We start from the raw sequence: 17,505 nt of genomic DNA, 5'->3' as shown, positions 1-17,505 counted from the left end.
CTGAGAAACCGGAAAAATAGAATTCGCACCAATTGAAATCAGGGAGGAGCGCCCGCCGGCACGCAGATGCACGCAGCGGGTGGCACGACATGGACAACAACGGATTCTGCGCGTCCGAACGGGGCTTCACGCTCATCGAGATGATGGTCGTGATCGTACTGATGGCCGTGATGCTGGGATTGGCTCTGCCGAGTTTCAACGGCCTCATCGAAAGGCATCGGGTCGAGGGTATGGCCAGGGCGCTGATGGCGAGTGTCAGCGATGCGCGCGCCGAGGCGGCCCGCCGAGGGGTGAAGGTGACCATGCAGCAGCGACCGGAGTGCCAGGGCCGGGACTGGAGCTGCGGCTGGGAGACGCTGGTCGGAAGCGGCGACGCCATCGAAATCCTCAAGCGCCAGGATCCCGACGGCCGTGTCTCCATCGAGAAGAGCACCGCGGGCGCCATGTCGTTCGACCCGATAGGCCACTCGACGGGTGGGGGCCGCTTTCGCCTTCGTCCGGCCGACAGCTCCGGTTCGTCCAAGATCGTCGTGGTGTGCCTTGCCCTTGGGGGCCGCGTTCGGCTGGTGAGGGGGAGCGACTCATGCTGATGCGCCGTCCCCGCGTCAGCCGGGCGCAGCGGGTGCAGCCGGGCTTCTCGATGATCGAAGCGCTGGTCGCGCTGCTCGTGCTCTCGCTGGGCCTGCTGGCGCTGACCGGCTTCCAGGTTCGCGTGCTGGTCGACAGTGTCGGTGCAAGCAACCAGAACCTCGCAATCCAGCTGGCCGGCGACCTGGCCGATCGCATCCGCGCCAATCCCGCAGCAGCGGCGACGACGCCCAGCCGGTACGTGACAGACTGGTCGGCTGCGTCAGCCAACGGGCCCAGGCCTTCTTGCGAGGGGCTCAAGGCCGCCTGCAACGCCGCCGAACTTGCGGCGCACGATCTATGGAACTGGAAGCGCGCGATAGCTGCCGCCTTGCCCGGCGGGGCGGCCGACGTGAGGGCCAGCGCCACGGCGGGCGGCGTGCTGCTCATGCACCTTGCCTGGGACGAGCCGGCGGTGCTCGACCCCATCGCGCCCGATCCGGACTGGCAGTGCCCCACAGGCAAGGCCTGCCTCGAAGTCTCCGTCGCGGTGCCGCAGCCATGAAGAGCCGAGCGCCATCCGGCTTCACGCTGGTCGAGTTCCTCGTCGCACTGGTCGTCGGAATGCTGATCGTGCTGGCCGCCATCGCGGCCATGCTCGGCACGCGCAGTAACGCCATGACGGGCGACGACGTCAACACGCTCAACCAATCGTCGGCGCTGGCTTTCAGGATGCTCGGCCAGCAGATACGGCAGGCGGGCTACATCCCCATCGATCCCACCGAGCCGCTCTACTACTTCAACACCAGCGCCGACCGGGGCACCAACCTGACCGACGAGCAGGCCTTCTTCGCGGTCAAGGGCGTGGAGTCCGCGGACGGCTCCAACGACAAGCTGAAGCTGGGCTACGCGCCGAACCCCGACTACTTCAAGGACTGCCTGGGTCAGGAGCCGGGGCGTTCTTCGGGCGGCGAATACGACCGGACCGAGCCCGAAGCGCAGGGCAACGCGCGGCTCATCACCAGCGAGTTCTCCGTGTCGAACGGCACGCTCAGGTGCCAGGGCAGCGGCAATGCGACTCCGCAGCCGGTCATCGACGGTGTGGAGCGTTTCGACGTCATGTATGGGGTCAGCGCCACGTCCGGAAGCCGGCAGGTGGTGCGCTACGTGACGGCCGACGGCGTCGACGATGGCTTCCGCAACGTCCGAACGGTTCGCATCTGCCTTCAACTCGCGGGCGCCTCCAGGAGCAATCCTGCGGGCAGCCATGTCGACTGCGACGGGGTTTCGAAGACGAGCAGCGACGGCAGGCTGCGGCGCGTTTACACGGCAGTGTTCTCGCTGCGCAACGACCTGGGAGCGCTGTGAGCATGACGAAGGCGACGGGGCCCGCGCGCGGGCAGGCCGGCGAACTGCCGGCGCAGCATGGCTTCACGCTCTTCATCGTGATGATCATGCTGCTGCTCTCGGCGCTACTGCTGATAGGCGGGGCGCGCACCGCGGTGCTTCTCGAATCGATGGCAGGCAACCAGCGCGACTACCAGCGCGCCTTCGAGGCCGCCGAGGCAGCGCTGCTGGATGCGGAGCGCGACATCCGGCAACTCGCCTTCGATTCCGCGAGCAAGACCTATGTGGCGTGTACGGCACTCGCCACGGCGCGCTGCCGCAAGTCGGAGGACGGACGCGTCTTTCCCGACCGGGATACGGGCTGGGTCACCGCCTACATGAACGACGGCCCCAACAGCTGCGAGCGGGGCATCTGCTATTTCTCGGAGGCGGGCTCTGTTGTTGCCGCCCACGGCAGCGAGGCCTACCGCTTCTGGCACCGCGATGCATACAAGTCCAAGTACGCCAGGTACGGCCAGTTCACCGGAGCGCTCAAAGCCGGCAGTCCGGCGCTGGATGGCGCCAGGTACTGGATCGAGGTGATCGACCGAAGGAACAGCAAATACCCGCTGTTTCGCATCACGGCCACTGCCACCGGGGCGCGCAGCGTCATCGGCAAAGGGGAGGGGACGAAGGTCGAACTGCAGGTGTCGTTCGATCCGGACCCGGTCTCCCGGATCAACTGAGCATTGGGAGAGAAAGAGATGAGGATCAGGAAGTTGCCAGCACGCGCAGTCATGTCGGGCCTCGTACTTGCACAGACCATCGTCCACGCTGCGCAGTATCCGCTGGCGCAGGTGCCGCGAAATGCCGCGGTCGCAGAGCCCGCGCCGAACGTGATCGTTTCGGTCGACAACTCCGGAAGCATGGACGGCAGCGGCATGGCGACCCTGCGCGCTGCGCTCAAGGAGAACTTTTCCGAGGCCAACATGCCCGATCACCGCATCCGTCTGGCCTGGCAGTCGCTGAACGACGACCACAGCGATCGCAACTGCGCTGCATTCCGAAACGCCGAGCGTCCTTGCCTGATCGGCGGACGCGTCAACGCGAACCTGATGCGTTCGCTGGACCGGACGCACCGAGCCAATTTCATGGCCTGGGTCGACGCCGTTCAGGCGACGGGCGGCACGCCTCTTCATGAGATGATGGCCCGCGCCGGCGAGTACATGCAGACCACCGGTCAGCACAGCCCCTTCTCGGATGAGCCGGGCGTGGCTGGAGCCGCGCAGTCGAGTTGCCGCAGGTCGTTCCATATCTTCATGACGGATGGCGACTATTGGCATCCCACGGGTTTGGAGAGCTTCATGCCCGCGGTTGCCAATGAAGATGGCTCTCGCCGCGTCCTGCCCGACTCAACGCGCTACGAGCCGCGTGCACCCTATGCCGACAACTTCGGCAGGACGAAGCGTCCGACGCTCGCCGACTTGAGCTTTCACTACTGGGCCACCGACCTGCAGCCGGGGGTGCCCAACAACCTGAGGAAGATCATTGCCGAGCCCGGCGACGCGACAGTCGGAAGCGCCAAGCTTCCCGAGTACTGGAATCCCAAGAACGACCCGGCCACCTGGCAGCACCTGACGACTCACTTCATCGGGTTCGGTGCCGCGGGCACGTGGTGGTCGTCGCCGAAAATCTCTGCAACTGCAACTGCATCGCAGCCCAGCTACAGCGGAGACTATGCCCGCCTGGTCGACGGCTCGATCCGGTGGCTGAACCCGTTCGAGGGTAACGAACGCATGGACCTCTGGCATGCCGCCCTCAACAGCCGCGGCACGTTCACGCCGGTTTCCAATGCCCAAGCCTTGAGCGGTGCCTTCAAATCGATCCTCGGACAGGTTCTTGTCAACACCAGCACACCGCTGACGTCGATCTCGGCAAACGCTTCCCGGGTCTCGACCAACACTTCCGTCTATCGGGCCGGCTACGACACGGCCGACTGGTCCGGCAGCCTCAGCGCCACGAAGTTCGACGCCGACGGCAAGCTCTCTGCCAAAGCCGACTGGTCGGCGCGTGATCTGCTCGATACCCGCATGGCAAGCGCTGGCGCACACGACCGGGATCGCAATGTGCTCAGCTTCTCAGGCACCACGCCTGCGTCGGGGGGGCGTGCGGCGACGACCGGCGTGGGCGTGCCGTTCAGGTGGGCCGCCTTGAGCGACGTGCAGAGAGCCGCGCTCAAGGCCAGCGCCGACACCGGTCCCGAAAGCGCCGCCCTGGGTCGGGCCGTGCTCGACTTCCTGCGCGGGGACCGCAGCAACGAGGGCGCCGGTCGCCAGTTCCGCAAACGCGGCCACGTGCTCGGCGATATCGTGGGCTCCAGCGTCTGGTATTCGGGACAACCGAAAAGCGGCTTCACAGGTAACGCCTACGCCGCGTTCGCAGCAGTCCCTCGCGCGCCGATGGTCTATGTCGGCGCCAACGACGGCATGCTGCACGCCTTCAACGCAAGCACTGGCAAGGAGGCGTTCGCCTACGTGCCCGAAGGCCTCTACGGCACGGCGGCGGTGCCGAATCTCAAGTGGCTCAGCGAAGGCGGCTACACCCACCGGTACTACGTCGACGGGAGTGCCTTCGTCGCCGACATCTACATGGGGGCGGCATCCTCGGCCAGGACGACCGACGCGCAGAAGGCGGCCCACTGGAAGTCGCTGCTCGTGGGCACCCTGGGCGCGGGTGGCAAGGGGTACTTCGTACTCGACGTCACGAGGCCCGAGAGCATCGACGAAGGCAATGCCGCCGCCGTGGCGCTGATCGACACGACCGCGCTTGCGGACGATGACCTGGGCCATCAGTTCCAGCAGCCTGCGATCGACGCCTTCTCGGGGCGGGCGCTGCAGGTCGCACAGTTGAGCAACGACCGAAAGGCCCTGATCCTGGGCAACGGCTACAACAGCAGGAGCGAGAAGGCGGTGCTGTGGATCCAGTATCTCGATGGGGACAAGGAAATCCTCAAGATTCCCGCGCCGACCACGCAGGCGAAAGACACGGGCAACGGCCTGTCCGCGCCACGTCCGGTGGACCATGACGGCGACGGCAAGGTCGACCTTGTCTACGCCGGCGACCTGCTCGGCAATCTCTGGAAGTTCGATCTCAGCAGCACCGACAGCCGCCGGTGGAAGGCCACCATGGGGCCCTTCGACAGGCGCCGCGCGGCCGGATCGGAATCCGCCTCCGGCCTCGACGACAAGCCGTTGTTTGCAGCAGGAGCCGGCCAGCCGATCACGGCGGCGCCTGTTGTGGTCGGGCATCCCCACGGGGGCTACATGGTGGTGTTCGGCACTGGACGACTTTTCGCCTCGGGTGATGAAGGCTCGACTGCGGACCAGTACCTGTATGGCATCCGGGACCTGGCCAACGGAAGCTCGGGCACTGCGGCCTTCACCGATCTCGTGGCGCAGACCATCGGCGACGCTTCCGTCACTGAGGGCGACGCCGAACTGCGCACCGTCTCCCGCAATGGCGTGAGCTTCGGCGGTTCGCGGGCCCGGCGTGGCTGGCATCTGAAGCTGCCGGTGGCCGGCGAGCGCATCGTCTATCCAGGTGACGTCCTGGGCAGCGGCGTGGGTCTGTTCTCGACAACCATCCCTGGTTCGAGCAGCAATTCGGTCGACTGCGCCGCCGGCACGGGCGACGACGGGTGGTCGCTGCTGATCGACTTCTTCAGCGGCTCCGCACCTGCAGGCATTTCGTACACCACATCCGGTGCGGTGGGCGCCTACGCGGGCTTCAGGAACCGCTCCGGCAGGGACGACCTGGTCCTGCAGCCGCAGAACCGGCAGAAGGGCCAGGACGTGATCTGCAATGCCGCTGGCGACTGCAAGTCACCCATCCGGCCGGACATCGTGCGCCGATTCGGCTGGCGCAGTCTGATTTCGAGCGACTGAAACGGAAACCATGGACAAGAATCCCAGAGCACAAGCCCGCCCGTGGGCTCGTTCGTGCGGCTTCACGCTGATCGAACTCATGATCGTGACGGTGGTTATCGGAATCCTCGCTGCCATTGCCTACCCGAGCTACACCCGCTATGTGCTGCGGGCCAAGCGCGCGGACGCAAAGCAGCAACTGCTGCAGGCGGCGCAATGGAACGAGCGCTACCTGACAGCCAACGGCAAATATCCGCTCGGCAGCGTCGGATTGCCCTCCGGGCTGAAGCAGTCCCCTTCGTCCGGATCGGCCAGCTACAACATAGGCTATGTATCTCGCAGCGAAACCAGCTATACCCTGCAGGCCGTACCTCAAGGCGCGTCAGCCGCAGACGAGTGCGGAACGCTGACGGTGAACCATCGAGGCGTCAAACTGGCCGCAGGGCGGACAAGCAGCGCGGATTCATTGGTTCAGCTCTGCTGGACCCGCTGAATTCGGGCGGAGAGAGGAGGTAGGGGCGCGCGGCGCGGCTCAGATATCGCGCAGCAACTGCCTGAACTCGTCCACGTCCTCGAAGCTGCGGTACACCGAGGCGAAGCGCACGTAGGCGACCTTGTCGAGCTTCTTGAGTTCGCGCATGACGAGCTCGCCGACCTTGGTCGAATCGATCTCGCGCAGGCCGCTGGCCAGCAGCTTCTGCTCGATGCGCAGCAGCGCGTTGTCGATCTGCTCGATGCTCACGGGGCGCTTGCGCAGCGCCAGCATCATGGAGGCGCGCACCTTGGTCGAATCGAAGTCGGCGCGGCTGCCGTCCTTCTTCACGACCACGGGAAAGTTGACGTCGGGCCGTTCGTAGGTGGTGAAGCGCTTGTCGCAGGCGCTGCACTGGCGGCGCCTGCGGACGAAGTCGGCGTCTTCTGAAACGCGGGTCTCCACGACCTGCGTTTCAAGATGGCCGCAAAAGGGGCATTTCATGCGGCCAGGTCTTCCTGCTTCTCTCTACGAGCCGACAACAGATCAGCGGTAGACAGGGAAGCGGCTCGTCAGGGCATGAACCTTGGCGCGCACCGCTTCGATGTTCGCCGCGTCGCGCGGGTTCTCGAGCACGTCGGCAACCAGGTTCGCCGTGATGCGGGCCTCTTCGTCCTTGAAGCCGCGGGTGGTCAAGGCGGGGGTGCCGATGCGCACGCCGCTGGTGACCATGGGCTTTTCCGGGTCGTTGGGGATCGCGTTCTTGTTGATCGTCATGTGGGCGCTGCCCAGCACGGCTTCGGCTTCCTTGCCGGTGATGCCCTTGGAGCGCAGGTCGACCAGCATCACGTGGCTTTCGGTGCGTCCGCTCACGATGCGCAGGCCGCGCTGGGTGAGGGTCTCGGCCACGATCTGGGCGTTCTTGACCACCTGTTGCTGGTAGGCCTTGAACTCGGGCGACATGGCTTCCTTGAACGCCACGGCCTTGGCGGCGATCACGTGCATCAGCGGGCCGCCTTGCAGGCCCGGGAAGATCGCGCTGTTGATCGCCTTCTCGTGCTGCGACTTCATCAGGATGATGCCGCCGCGCGGGCCGCGCAGGCTCTTGTGGGTGGTGGAGGTGACCACGTCTGCGTGCGGCACCGGGTTGGGGTAGACGCCCGCAGCCACGAGGCCGGCGTAGTGGGCGATGTCGACCATGAAGATCGCGCCGACGTCCTTGGCCACCTTGGCGAAGCGCTCGAAGTCGATGCGCAGCGAGTAGGCCGAGGCACCCGCGATGATCAGCTTGGGCATGTGCTCATGCGCCTTGCGCTCCATCGCGTCGTAGTCGATTTCTTCCTTCTCGTTCAGGCCGTAGCTCACCACGTTGAACCACTTGCCGCTCATGTTCAGCGGCATGCCGTGGGTCAGGTGGCCGCCTTCGGCCAGGCTCATGCCCATGATGGTGTCGCCGGGCTTCAGGAAAGCCAGCATCACGGCTTCGTTGGCCGAGGCGCCGCAGTGCGGCTGCACGTTGGCCGCGTCGGCGCCGAAGATCTGCTTGATGCGGTCGATGGCCAGCTGTTCGGCCACGTCGACGTGTTCGCAGCCGCCGTAGTAGCGCTTGCCCGGATAGCCTTCGGCGTACTTGTTGGTGAGCTGCGAGCCCTGGGCGGCCATGACGGCCGGGGAGGCGTAGTTCTCGCTGGCGATCAGCTCGATGTGGTGTTCCTGGCGTGCGTTCTCGGCTTGAATCGCGGCCCAGATTTCGGGGTCGGTCTGTTCGACCAGGATATTGCGTTGGTACATGGCAGTCCTTTGAAGACGAGGTCCTTGTTCTTCAACCAAACAAGGGCTGCCCAGGCGAACGGCTGAACGCCTGTGTGACCAGGCGGTACGCTTCCCAGTGGTATTCCACGTCAGCGCGTGGCACCTTGATGGGTGCTGCGCCTATCGCCAGTCGCGTACCGCTCGAGTGTAGCTCAGCAGGCCGCACCCGCGCTGCCGAAACTCCTTCAGGAAACGGAAGACAGCAGGGCCACCTTGGCGGGTTCGCCGCCTTCCTCGCGCTTCGCGGGAGGGGCGACCACCGGGATCGGCTGCGGCCGCACGGTCGGCGGCGCGACTGTGGACGGCGCGCGGCCGTTGGCGACCTGCAGCAGGCGCTCGTGCTCCGCCATCACCTTGGCGGCGTAGCCGCCGTCGTCCTCGAGGTTGGCCGCTCCCACGTAGTAGCGCAGTCCGCCTTCGAGCGAGCCGGCGCGGGCGATGCATTCCTGCAGCACCTTGACGCCGACGCGCATGTTGGTGACCGGGTCGAAGGCGGTGAGCGTGCCGCCCGCACTTTCGTACTTGTCGCCGTGAACGCGGGTCATGACCTGCATCAGTCCCTGGGCACCGACCTGGCTCTGGGCGAAGGGGTTGAAGCTGGATTCGACGGCCATGATCGCGAGGATCAGGGTCGGATCGATCTTGGTGCGCTTGCCGATGCCGTAGGCCTCGGCCACCAGCACGCTCAGCGGCTCGGCGGCCACGCGGTACTTCTTGCTCAGCCAGTAGGCCACGGCCGCCTGCTGCTTGGGCAGATCGGCGGGGCTCGCAGCCGTGGTGCGCTCGATGGCCGTGGGCTCGAGGTCCGTGGCTTCGGGGGCGGGCTTGCGCGACTGCAGCCAGCCCATCAGTTCCTCTTCGCCGGTCTTGCGCAGGTCGGGCCGCGCCACCAGGGCGAGGGCCGCGAACACGATGGCCAGGCCGACCAGCGCGAACCCGTTGTGCGTGATTTCAAAAAAGCCGTCTGCCACGTCGGACAGGAAAGTCCGTAGCCCGCGGGCCGTGACATCAAACGCCTTATTCATCGCTCTTCCTTTCTGTGCGGCACCCGGTTCGCAACGCCATGGAAGGCGAGGGATGAAGGCAGCGGCGCTTGGATTGGTACGAATCAGGCTCCGCGCATGGAGTGAAGGGGTTGGTTGGGTGCGCGGTGACCTGATCAAGCCGGGGAACCCGGCAGCGGTTTCAGGTGGCCCCTCTGCGTCGGGCAGTCAGGGCAGCGCGGATTCTAGCGTGGCTAAATACCCGGTCAAGCATAAGCATTTGTTTTCTTATGCTAATAATTGTTTAAAAAGTTGACCGCCACAGAGGCGTTTCGGCTTAGGGGAAATCCCTTTGTAAAACACGTTTGCAATCGGAGGGAGCCACGCCTAATCTGAACGGGCCTGGATTTTCAGGCGTTCTTCCGAGGCCCGGGAAACCCGAGGTGCAAGTCCGAGGGTTCGGCGGTCGAGGAGCCACGGTGGCAATCTCTTGCTGCCAGCACGGTGGGAACCATCGACTTCCCGTCGCGCGAATCGATGGCATGGGTTTTGGGCCCGCCATCAAGCCCGGTGAGAAGACGCTCGTCGACTCTCCGGGCTTTCTTCATTCTGGAAACTCCGCGATGGACTGTCTGCGGTATTTCTCCCGCAGATGCGCGTGCGTCCTTTCTGCGTACGCAGCGCCGGCGCATGTTTGCGGCACACTCCAGCGATGGACGTAGCTTCGATCAAACAGAACAAATGGGTGCGGCGTGGGATCGTCGCTTTGCTTGCGCTCCTGGCCTTCTGGGTCATCGCATGGCTGGCAGTGCCGCCGATCGCCAAGAGCCAGCTCCAGAAGATCGCAAGCGAGAAACTCGGCAGGCAGGTCACCGTCGGCAAGATCGACTTCAAGCCCTGGACTCTCGAACTCACGCTGAACGACCTGCGCATCGCCACCGCCGACGGCAGCAAGCCGCAGGTGGCCGTCAACCGCATCTACGCCGACGCCGAGCTGCAGTCGATCTTCCGCCTCGCACCGGTGATCGACGCCGTCACCATCGACGGCCCGGCCATCCTGCTCACGCACCTGGCCGACGGCAAATACGACATCGACGACATCCTGGCCAAGCTCTCGGCCGGGCCGCCGCCCGACCCGAACGCCAAGCCCGCGCGCTTCGCCATCTACAACATCGCCATCAATGGCGGCTCGGTCGACTTCGACGACCAGACCGTCAAGCGCAAGCACGAGCTGCGCGACTTCGTGCTGAAGGTGCCTTTCCTGAGCAACCTCGATTCCAAGCGCGACGTCAACACCGAACCCAAGCTCGCGTTCGCGCTCAACGGCAGCAAGTTCGACTCGGCCGCCTTCACCACGCCTTTCGCCGACAGCCGCAAGACCGACGCCCACGTGCAGTTCAAGGGGCTCGATCTGGTGCCTTACCTCGGCTACATCCCCGGCGGGCTGCCGGTGAAGCTGCAGGCGGGCAGCCTCGATGCGGATCTGAAGATCGCCTTCGAGCAGGCGGCCACCACCGGCCTGAAGATCACCGGCACCGTGGAGGCCCACGCCACCAAGGTGGCCGACGCGCGAGGCCGCGACCTGCTGGCCTTCGACTCGCTCAAGCTGGGGCTGGCCGATGTTCGGCCGCTGGAGTCGGCGTTCCACCTCAGCGAGGTCGCGCTGGCCAATCCGCAGCTGGCGGTGGCGCGCGACGCGGCCGGCAAGCTCAACCTGCTGGCCACCGACCCGGCCACCGGCGCGGCGGAAAAGGTCGCTGCGCCGCCCGCAGCGGCGGCGAGCGCACCGGCCGCGGCAGGCCAGCCGGCGCAGAAGCCGGCGCTCAAGGTGCAGGTCGACAAGGTCGCACTGAGTGGTGGCCGTATCGGCTGGCGCGACGAGACCGTCAATCCGGCCGCCGCCGTGGACCTCACCGGCCTCGGAATCGACGTGTCGGGCGTCACCTGGCCGATGGAGAAGCCCGCCGAGTTCAGCGGCAGCACCGCCATCGCAGGCGCTTCGCTCAAGTTCAAGGGCAGCGCCACCGACAAGGTGGCCGACGTGCAGACCGAGGTCGAGGCATTGCCGCTCTCGCTGGCGGCGCCCTACCTGGCTCAGAGCCTTGAACCCACGCTCGACGGCAAGCTCAGCGGCCAGATCGACATTGCATGGGCCCAGCCCGACCTGAAGTTCAAGGCGCGCCGCGTCGCCGCCGACGGCCTGGCGCTGACCCAGGGCAAGACCGCGCTGGCGAGCGTCGGTCGCTTCGAGCTCGTCGATGCCGAGGCCGACATGACGAAGCACACGCTGAACGTGGCTTCGTTCACCGCGACCAATCCCAAGATCCGCGTCGAGCGCGACAGCGAGAAGCGCTGGATGTTCGAACGCTGGCTCAAGACACCGGCCGGAGGCGGTGCCACGAAGGAAGCCGAGGCGAAGGTCGCCGCGCCCAAGCCCGCGGCCGCCGAGGCGCCCCAGCCCGGCGCCAACACCAAGCCGTGGGCGCTGACCATCGGCACGCTGGCGGTCGACAACGGCGCGCTCTCTTATTCAGACAAGGCCGGCGCCGCCCCGGTGACAGTGGAAGTCACGGCCTTCAAGCTGCACGCCCAGAAGCTGGCGCCCGAAACCAGCGCGACGTCGCCGCTGGAGGTGTCGGGCCGCATCGGCTCCGGGCGCTCCGATCCGGGCCGCTTCGACTACAAGGGCAACATCGTGCTCAAGCCGCTGGCGGCCGAGGGCAGGGTCGAGATCGCGTCGTTCCCGGCGCACGCCTTCAAGGCCTACTACGCCGATGCGCTCAACATCGACATCCGCCGTGCCTTCGCGAGCTATCGCGGCACGGTGCGCTACGCGACCTCGCCCGCAGGCATGAGCGTGAAGCTGGCCGGCGACACCGCGCTCGACGACTTCCGCGCCAACAGCGTCTCGCTGACCCAGTCGCCCGGCTTCGACCGCAACAACAACCAGCTGCTGAGCTGGAAGACGCTGAGCCTGCGCGGACTGCAGGTCAGCATGGCGCCCAATACGCCACCGAACGTGGACGTGCGCGAGACCACTCTGACCGACTTCTTCGCCCGCGTGATCGTCGACCCGACCGGCCGCCTGAATCTGCTGAGCCTGACGAAGAAGGGCGAAGCGGAAGCCGCTGCCGCAGCGGCGGCCGCTGGAGAGGCCAACACGCGCAAGGGCCCGGGTGGGACGACCACCACGACGACGGCCAAGGCATCGGCGCCGAAGGCTTCCGCCGGCAGGCCGATGTCGGCCGAGGAAATGGTCGGCGCAGGGCCGGAACCCGCGAAGCCGGCGGCGGCCGCGACCGCCGCCGCCCCGGCGGCCCCGGCCGATGCGGGGCTGGCGCCGGTCATCAACTTCGGCCCGATGAGCCTGGTCAACGGCAAGATCGATTTCACCGACCTGTTCGTCAAGCCCAATTACTCGGCCGACCTGAGCGAGCTGACCGGCAAGCTCAGTTCCTTCTCGTCCAACCCGCCCAAGGGCGAGAGCGGCCGGCCTGCGTTGGCCGACCTCGAGCTGCGCGGCAAGGCGCAGCAGACCGCCGCGCTGGAGATCACGGGCAAGCTCAACCCGCTGGCCAAGCCGCTCGAACTCGACATCACCGCCAAGATGCGCGACCTCGACCTGGCGCCGCTGTCGCCGTACTCGGTGCGCTATGCCGGCCACGGCATCGAGCGCGGCAAGATGAGCATGGACGTCAACTACAAGGTCGCGCCCGACGGCCAGCTCACCGCCACCAACAAGCTGGTGCTCAACCAGCTGCAGTTCGGCGACGAGGTGGCCGGCTCCACCAACAGCCTGCCGGTGAAGCTGGCTGTTGCGCTGCTGGCTGACCGCAACGGCGTGATCGACGTCGACCTGCCGCTCAGCGGATCGCTCAACGACCCGCAGTTCAGCATCGGCCCGCTGATCTGGAAGGCGGTGGTCAACCTGGTCGTCAAGGCGGTGACCGCGCCGTTCAGCCTGCTCACGGGCGGCCTGGGCGGCGGCAGCGGCGAATCGAGCGCCATCACTTTCGAGGCGGGCAGCTCCGAACTCAGCGCTTCCGCCAAGGAAAGCCTCGACAAGGTCGCCAAGGCGCTGACAGACCGGCCCACGCTGCAGATGACGGTGGTCGGCACTTCCAGCCTCGAGAAGGAACGCGACGCCTACCAGCGCCAGCGCGTGCGCCAGCTGGCCTATGCCGAGAAGCGCCGCGTCGCGGTGCGCGGCGGCCAGACCGGCACCGACGTGCCGCCCGTGACCGACGCCGAATATCCCGAGCTGCTGACTGCCGTGTACAAGCGTGCCGACATCACCAAGCCGCGCAACATCGTCGGCCTGGCCAAGGATCTGCCGCTGCAGGACATGGAAAAGCTGCTCTTCGCCAGCGTGCCCGTCGACGAGGAGTCGATGCGCCAGCTCGCGGTGGAGCGCGGTGCGGCGGTGCGCGACTACCTGCTGGCCAAGAACGTGCCGAGCGAACGGCTCTTCCTGGGCGCGGTGCGTACCAGTGCGAGCGGCAGCGACTGGAAGCCCGGCGCCGAGCTGAGCCTCACCATGAAGTGAGCCGGGGGAGGGTGCGGGGAGGGCGACGCGCGGTTGGTCGGCGCTTCGTCGCACTCGCCCGGACTTGCCCGCCCCTTGGTTTTTCGCTCGAGCTTGCTATATATGTAGTCCGTCAGCCCCCCGGCCCACGGTACCGCGCAGTGCCGCCGTTTCATGGCGGAATTCAGCGAGCGGCGCCAAGTGGGTCAAAATGTCGATCTGCGCCGGCCTTTGCCGGCGCCTTCGCTTTCTCCACCAAGACAACGATTTCGCGCAGTGACCTCTAATTCTTCCAAGCCACACGACATTCAGGCCCTCGACACGCTCACCGGCGGCGCCTTCACCGCGCCGACCTCCGGCGAGCGCGCTGCGCGCATCCGCGACTGGCTCGCGGGCAACCCCGCGCCCGAGCAGATGCAGGAAGTCTTCAAGGAGCTGAGCGGTCGTGACAAGGGCGCCGCACGCCTGCTGCGCGAGAAGCTCGACGAACTCAAGCGCGCCAAGGGCCAGGAGGCCATCGCCGCCGAATGGGCCCAGAAGGCGGAGGCGCTGGTCGCCCAGTCCAAGCTCAACATCGCCGATGCGCTCGCCTGGCAGCGGGATGCCGCCAAGGCCGGCGCGCCCCTGTCGCGCGAGCCGCTGGCGAGCCTGAAGCTCAAGCTGTCGGAGCGCGTCAAGGGCATCGAAGACCTGCAGCACCGCGCGCAGGTTCATCGCGAAGCCGCCGTGCTGCTGGCACAGCGCTTCGAGGTGCTGTCCACCAAGGGCTGGCAGGACGCCCAGGCCGCCGAGGAATCGCTGCGCGCCGACGTGGCGCATTGGCAGCAGCAGGCCGCCGAGATCGTGGCCGATGTCAACTGGAGCAGCCTCGACGCCAAGTTCGCGCCCCAGCTCGAAGCCTCCAAGTCGCAGCTGCTCGTGGTTTCCGACGCGTTCCACAGCGCTCTGGCGCAGGCCGTTGCCGCGGCTTCCGACGCTGCAGCGCCGCTGCCGCCGGTGCCCGTGTGGGCTGACGAGTTGCGCGCCGCGCGCGGTGAGGTCGTGGCGCCCAAGCCTGCGGCGCCGGCCCGTCCGGCCGCGCCCAAGGTCGATCCGGCCGTGCGTGCCGCCGCGCAGGAGGCCGTCCAGGCTGCGCTCGCCAAGCTCGAGCAGGAAACCGCCGAAGGCCATGGCAAGGCCAGCGCCGGCGCGGCTGCCGCGCTGCGCGCCGTGCTCAAGGAGCACGGCAAGCTGGTCGACGCTCCCCTCGAAGCCCGCGTGCATGCCGCGCTGGTCGCTGCGGGCGAACTCGAAGGCTGGCAGCGCTGGAGTGCCGACAAGGTGCGCGAAGACCTGGTCGCCAAGGCCGAAGGCCTGCTGAAGCGCCCCGAAGGCCAGGCGCTGGGCGGCCGCAAGATGCAGGAAACGCTGCGCTCGCTGCGCGACCAGTGGAAGCAGGCCGACCAGGGCGGGGTGCCGAACCACGCGTTGTGGAAGCGCTTCGACGAGGCCTGCAACGAAGCCCACAAGGTGGTCGAGGCCTGGCTCGAGAAGGTGCGCGCCGATGCGGCCGAGCACCGCGCACTGCGCGTTGCCCTGATCGAGGAGGTCAAGGCCTGGGCCGCCGAACACGCCGGGGCCACCGACCTGAAGGCGCACAACCGCGCGCTGCACCAGTTCGCCGACCGCTGGCGCGATGCCGGCCACGTGGGCGAGAAGGTGTTCGCGGAGCTGCAGCCGTTGTGGAACGAGGCTTTCGGCGCCGCCCGTGCCCCGTTCGAGAAGGCTCAGAAGGCCAGCATCGAACGCCGCCAGTCCATGATCGCCGAGGCGGCCGAGCTCGGCGCCCAGCCGGTGCTGCGCATCGATGCCGTCAAGGCGCTGCAGCAGCGCTGGCAGGCCGAAGCTCAGAGCGTGCCGCTGGATCGCCGCCAGGAACAGAAGCTCTGGGATGCCTTCCGCGCGCCCATCGACGAGGCCTTCAACCGCAAGACGGCCGAGCGCGAGAAGGCATCGGCCGCGATGAACGAGCACGACCGCCATGTGCTGGAGGCCTCCAAGGCGCTCGACGCGGCCAATGCCACCGGCGACGCGCAGAAGATCCGCTCGGCCATCGCGCGCCTCGAAGGCGCCCTGCGCGGCGAAGCGCCGCCGCCCGCGCCGAAGGCCGACGGCCCGGCGGTCGGTGCGACCGAGATCGTGGCGCCTGGGCAGGCAGCCGCAGAATTCGGTGAAAGCGCCGAACAAGCGCCGAGCCCGGCTGATGCGGAAGCGTCTCCCGGCACGTTCCACGAAGCAGGCGCGGCATCCGCTGCTGCCGAGGACCTGGTGGCGCCCGCCGACGGTGCCGACGCGTCGGCGCGCGCCGATGCTGCGGCGCACGACAGCGGTGAAGCCGCCGCAGCCGTCCAGGCCCCGGCTGCTGCGCCGAAGGCTCCACCCAAGCCCGTCGTTGCGATGCGCGGCGACGACCGCCCGAGCAGCAAGAAGGCCGAGGCGGCGCCTGCCGCGCGTGGCGGTGCCGGTGGCCGCTTCGGCGACCGCCGCGATGGCGGCCGTCCCGGTGCCGGTGGTCCGGGTCGTCCCGGCGGTGATCGCGGCGACCGTGGGGCTCCTCGTGGCGGCGATCGCGGCGCCCCGGGCGGCCGCTTCGGCGACCGTCCTCCGCGCGAAGACCGCGGCCCGCGCCTGGGCGACGCAGCCTTCAGGGCACAGCGCGAGGCACTCGAGCGCGCCGACATGGCACTGCGCAAGCTCGCTGCCCAGGCCCATGGCGAGGCCCTGACCCAGGTGCTGGGCGCCTGGGAGCAGCGCGATGCCAGCCGCCTGCCGAGCGTGCAGGAGCTGGGCCGGGCGGTCACGCCGGCTGTGCGCAGCGGCTGGTCGCAAGCCATCGGCTCCGCGCCCACGGCTGCCGCCAACGATGCCGCCGAAGCGCTGCTGCGCCTCGAGATGGCAGCGGAGGTGCCGACGCCAGCCGAACAGCTCGAGGCGCGCCGTGCGCTGCAGCTGAAGCTGCTGACGAAGCGCGGCGACCCGGCGCCGTCGCAGACCTGGGGCCAGGACGCCGGCAAGGTGCTCGCCGCTGCGCATGACGCCGCCAGCGCACGCCGCCTGCAGAACGCGCTGAAGGCTCTGCTGCGCAAGTAAGGCGCAGGTCGCTGCCTCCACGAAAAAGGCGCCCCGCGGGGCGCCTTTTCTTTTTCGTTTCAGGCCGGTCGAGACCCGGCCCGGCTCAGACCTTCTCTCCGATGGCCGGCGTCTGCACGGCGCCGGCCTGCTCGGCCAGGTAGCCGTCGCGGATCTTCCGGCGGACCAGCAGCCCGCCGATGCCCAGCAGCAGCGCGAGTGCGCCGACGATCAGCGTGCCCTTGTCGGTCGCGCTCGAGGCGGCCGCCTTGTCCTTCACCTCCATGATCTTCTGCACGTCGGCCAGCGACACCACGGGCTTGCCCTTGAGCTTCACTTCGTAGACCAGGTTGTTGTCCGAGGGATCGACCCTCACCTCGACGGCTTCGTCGATCAGCGGCTCGAGCTTGCTGCGGCCGACCGCGTAGTCGACGCGCCATTTCTCGGTGTTGCCATCGGCCAGTTTCGCGTCGAGCACGAAGTAGCGGCGCGTGCTGGTGCCGCCGCGACGGCGCTTGGTGGTCTCGGTGACCTCGCTGCCGCTGACGATCGTGCCGCTTTTCGCGACGAGATCCTCGACGGCCGTGCCGTGCGTATCGGAGCTCGCCTTGAACTGCGCATACGCAGCCCAGCCCAGGATGCCGATGCCGAACACCAGTGCGATCCATGCCTTGCCCGTGAGTTGATAGAGCCAGTCCCTCATGTTGTGTACCTTTTTGGACGAGTTGATAACCCGTCGATGTTAAGGGTTGAATCGCTATCAAATGGATAGCTGACAACTGAGTCTGG

Annotated in this window: 12 protein-coding genes and 1 riboswitch; of the genes, 8 read left to right on the top strand and 4 right to left on the bottom strand. The window is 67.3% G+C overall.

The genetic code is table 11. The annotated features are described in order from the left end of the window. Positions 1 to 89: 89 nt before the first annotated feature. From ACTJLF_RS03640 to ACTJLF_RS03615, 6 genes are read left to right on the top strand one after another with little or no spacing between them, the layout of a single operon-like run. The gene (locus ACTJLF_RS03640; RefSeq protein WP_440882507.1) at positions 90 to 590 is read left to right on the top strand and encodes a GspH/FimT family pseudopilin; all 501 of its coding nucleotides are present in this window, start codon (positions 90 to 92) and stop codon (positions 588 to 590) included. Next, positions 584 to 1,132, top strand: coding sequence for a type IV pilus modification protein PilV (gene pilV / locus ACTJLF_RS03635; RefSeq protein ID WP_132798141.1), 549 nt, complete (start codon positions 584 to 586; stop codon positions 1,130 to 1,132). Before ACTJLF_RS03640 ends, pilV begins: the two co-directional genes overlap by 7 nt. Then, entirely contained in the window at positions 1,129 to 1,935 is an 807-nt protein-coding gene (locus ACTJLF_RS03630) for a PilW family protein (protein ID WP_132798139.1), read from the top strand. The genes pilV and ACTJLF_RS03630 overlap by 4 nt, the downstream gene beginning before the upstream one ends. A gap of 2 nt (positions 1,936 to 1,937) precedes the next feature. Then, complete coding sequence (locus ACTJLF_RS03625) at positions 1,938 to 2,639, top strand: pilus assembly PilX family protein (protein WP_132798137.1); 702 nt, start codon at positions 1,938 to 1,940, stop codon at positions 2,637 to 2,639. Positions 2,640 to 2,657: 18 nt separating this feature from the next. After that, complete coding sequence (locus tag ACTJLF_RS03620) at positions 2,658 to 5,837, top strand: PilC/PilY family type IV pilus protein (RefSeq protein ID WP_440882506.1); 3,180 nt, start codon at positions 2,658 to 2,660, stop codon at positions 5,835 to 5,837. Positions 5,838 to 5,847: 10 nt separating this feature from the next. Continuing rightward, positions 5,848 to 6,309: a type IV pilin protein gene (locus ACTJLF_RS03615; protein ID WP_132798133.1), complete on the top strand. Its 462-nt coding sequence runs from the start codon at positions 5,848 to 5,850 to the stop codon at positions 6,307 to 6,309. Positions 6,310 to 6,348: 39 nt separating this feature from the next. Here the strand turns inward: ACTJLF_RS03615 and nrdR are convergent, their stop codons facing one another. The 3 genes from nrdR to ACTJLF_RS03600 form a co-directional block, all read right to left on the bottom strand. Beyond that, positions 6,349 to 6,792 (bottom strand): transcriptional regulator NrdR, encoded by a 444-nt coding sequence (nrdR, locus tag ACTJLF_RS03610; RefSeq protein ID WP_007836918.1) that lies wholly within the window; start codon positions 6,790 to 6,792, stop codon positions 6,349 to 6,351. A 42-nt stretch (positions 6,793 to 6,834) separates the two neighbouring features. Then, on the bottom strand, positions 6,835 to 8,079 hold the full coding sequence (gene glyA, locus ACTJLF_RS03605) for a serine hydroxymethyltransferase (protein WP_019652206.1): 1,245 nt from the start codon (positions 8,077 to 8,079) through the stop codon (positions 6,835 to 6,837). A gap of 41 nt (positions 8,080 to 8,120) precedes the next feature. Next, positions 8,121 to 8,244: riboswitch (ZMP/ZTP riboswitch) on the bottom strand. Positions 8,245 to 8,285: 41 nt separating this feature from the next. Beyond that, positions 8,286 to 9,125, bottom strand: a complete 840-nt coding sequence (locus tag ACTJLF_RS03600) for a transglycosylase SLT domain-containing protein (RefSeq protein ID WP_440882505.1) — start codon at positions 9,123 to 9,125, stop codon at positions 8,286 to 8,288. Between the two features lie 670 nt (positions 9,126 to 9,795). On the opposite strand from ACTJLF_RS03600, the gene ACTJLF_RS03595 reads away from it, so the two are divergent. Together ACTJLF_RS03595 and ACTJLF_RS03590 are read left to right on the top strand one after the other, a co-directional pair. Continuing rightward, positions 9,796 to 13,629 (top strand): DUF748 domain-containing protein, encoded by a 3,834-nt coding sequence (locus tag ACTJLF_RS03595; RefSeq protein WP_440882504.1) that lies wholly within the window; start codon positions 9,796 to 9,798, stop codon positions 13,627 to 13,629. 255 nt (positions 13,630 to 13,884) lie between these two features. Beyond that, entirely contained in the window at positions 13,885 to 16,737 is a 2,853-nt protein-coding gene (locus tag ACTJLF_RS03590; RefSeq protein WP_440882503.1) for a DUF349 domain-containing protein, read from the top strand. 85 nt (positions 16,738 to 16,822) lie between these two features. Here the strand turns inward: ACTJLF_RS03590 and ACTJLF_RS03585 are convergent, their stop codons facing one another. Continuing rightward, positions 16,823 to 17,419, bottom strand: a complete 597-nt coding sequence (locus ACTJLF_RS03585) for a hypothetical protein (RefSeq protein ID WP_132751284.1) — start codon at positions 17,417 to 17,419, stop codon at positions 16,823 to 16,825. Between the last annotated feature and the right edge of the window lie 86 nt (positions 17,420 to 17,505).

Origin of the sequence: Variovorax sp. 22077 (assembly GCF_052044195.1) — a bacterium.
GTDB lineage: Bacteria > Pseudomonadota > Gammaproteobacteria > Burkholderiales > Burkholderiaceae_C > Variovorax > Variovorax atrisoli.
Note: the sequence above shows the minus strand (reverse complement) of the source record. Positions and strands in the feature narration are given on the sequence as shown.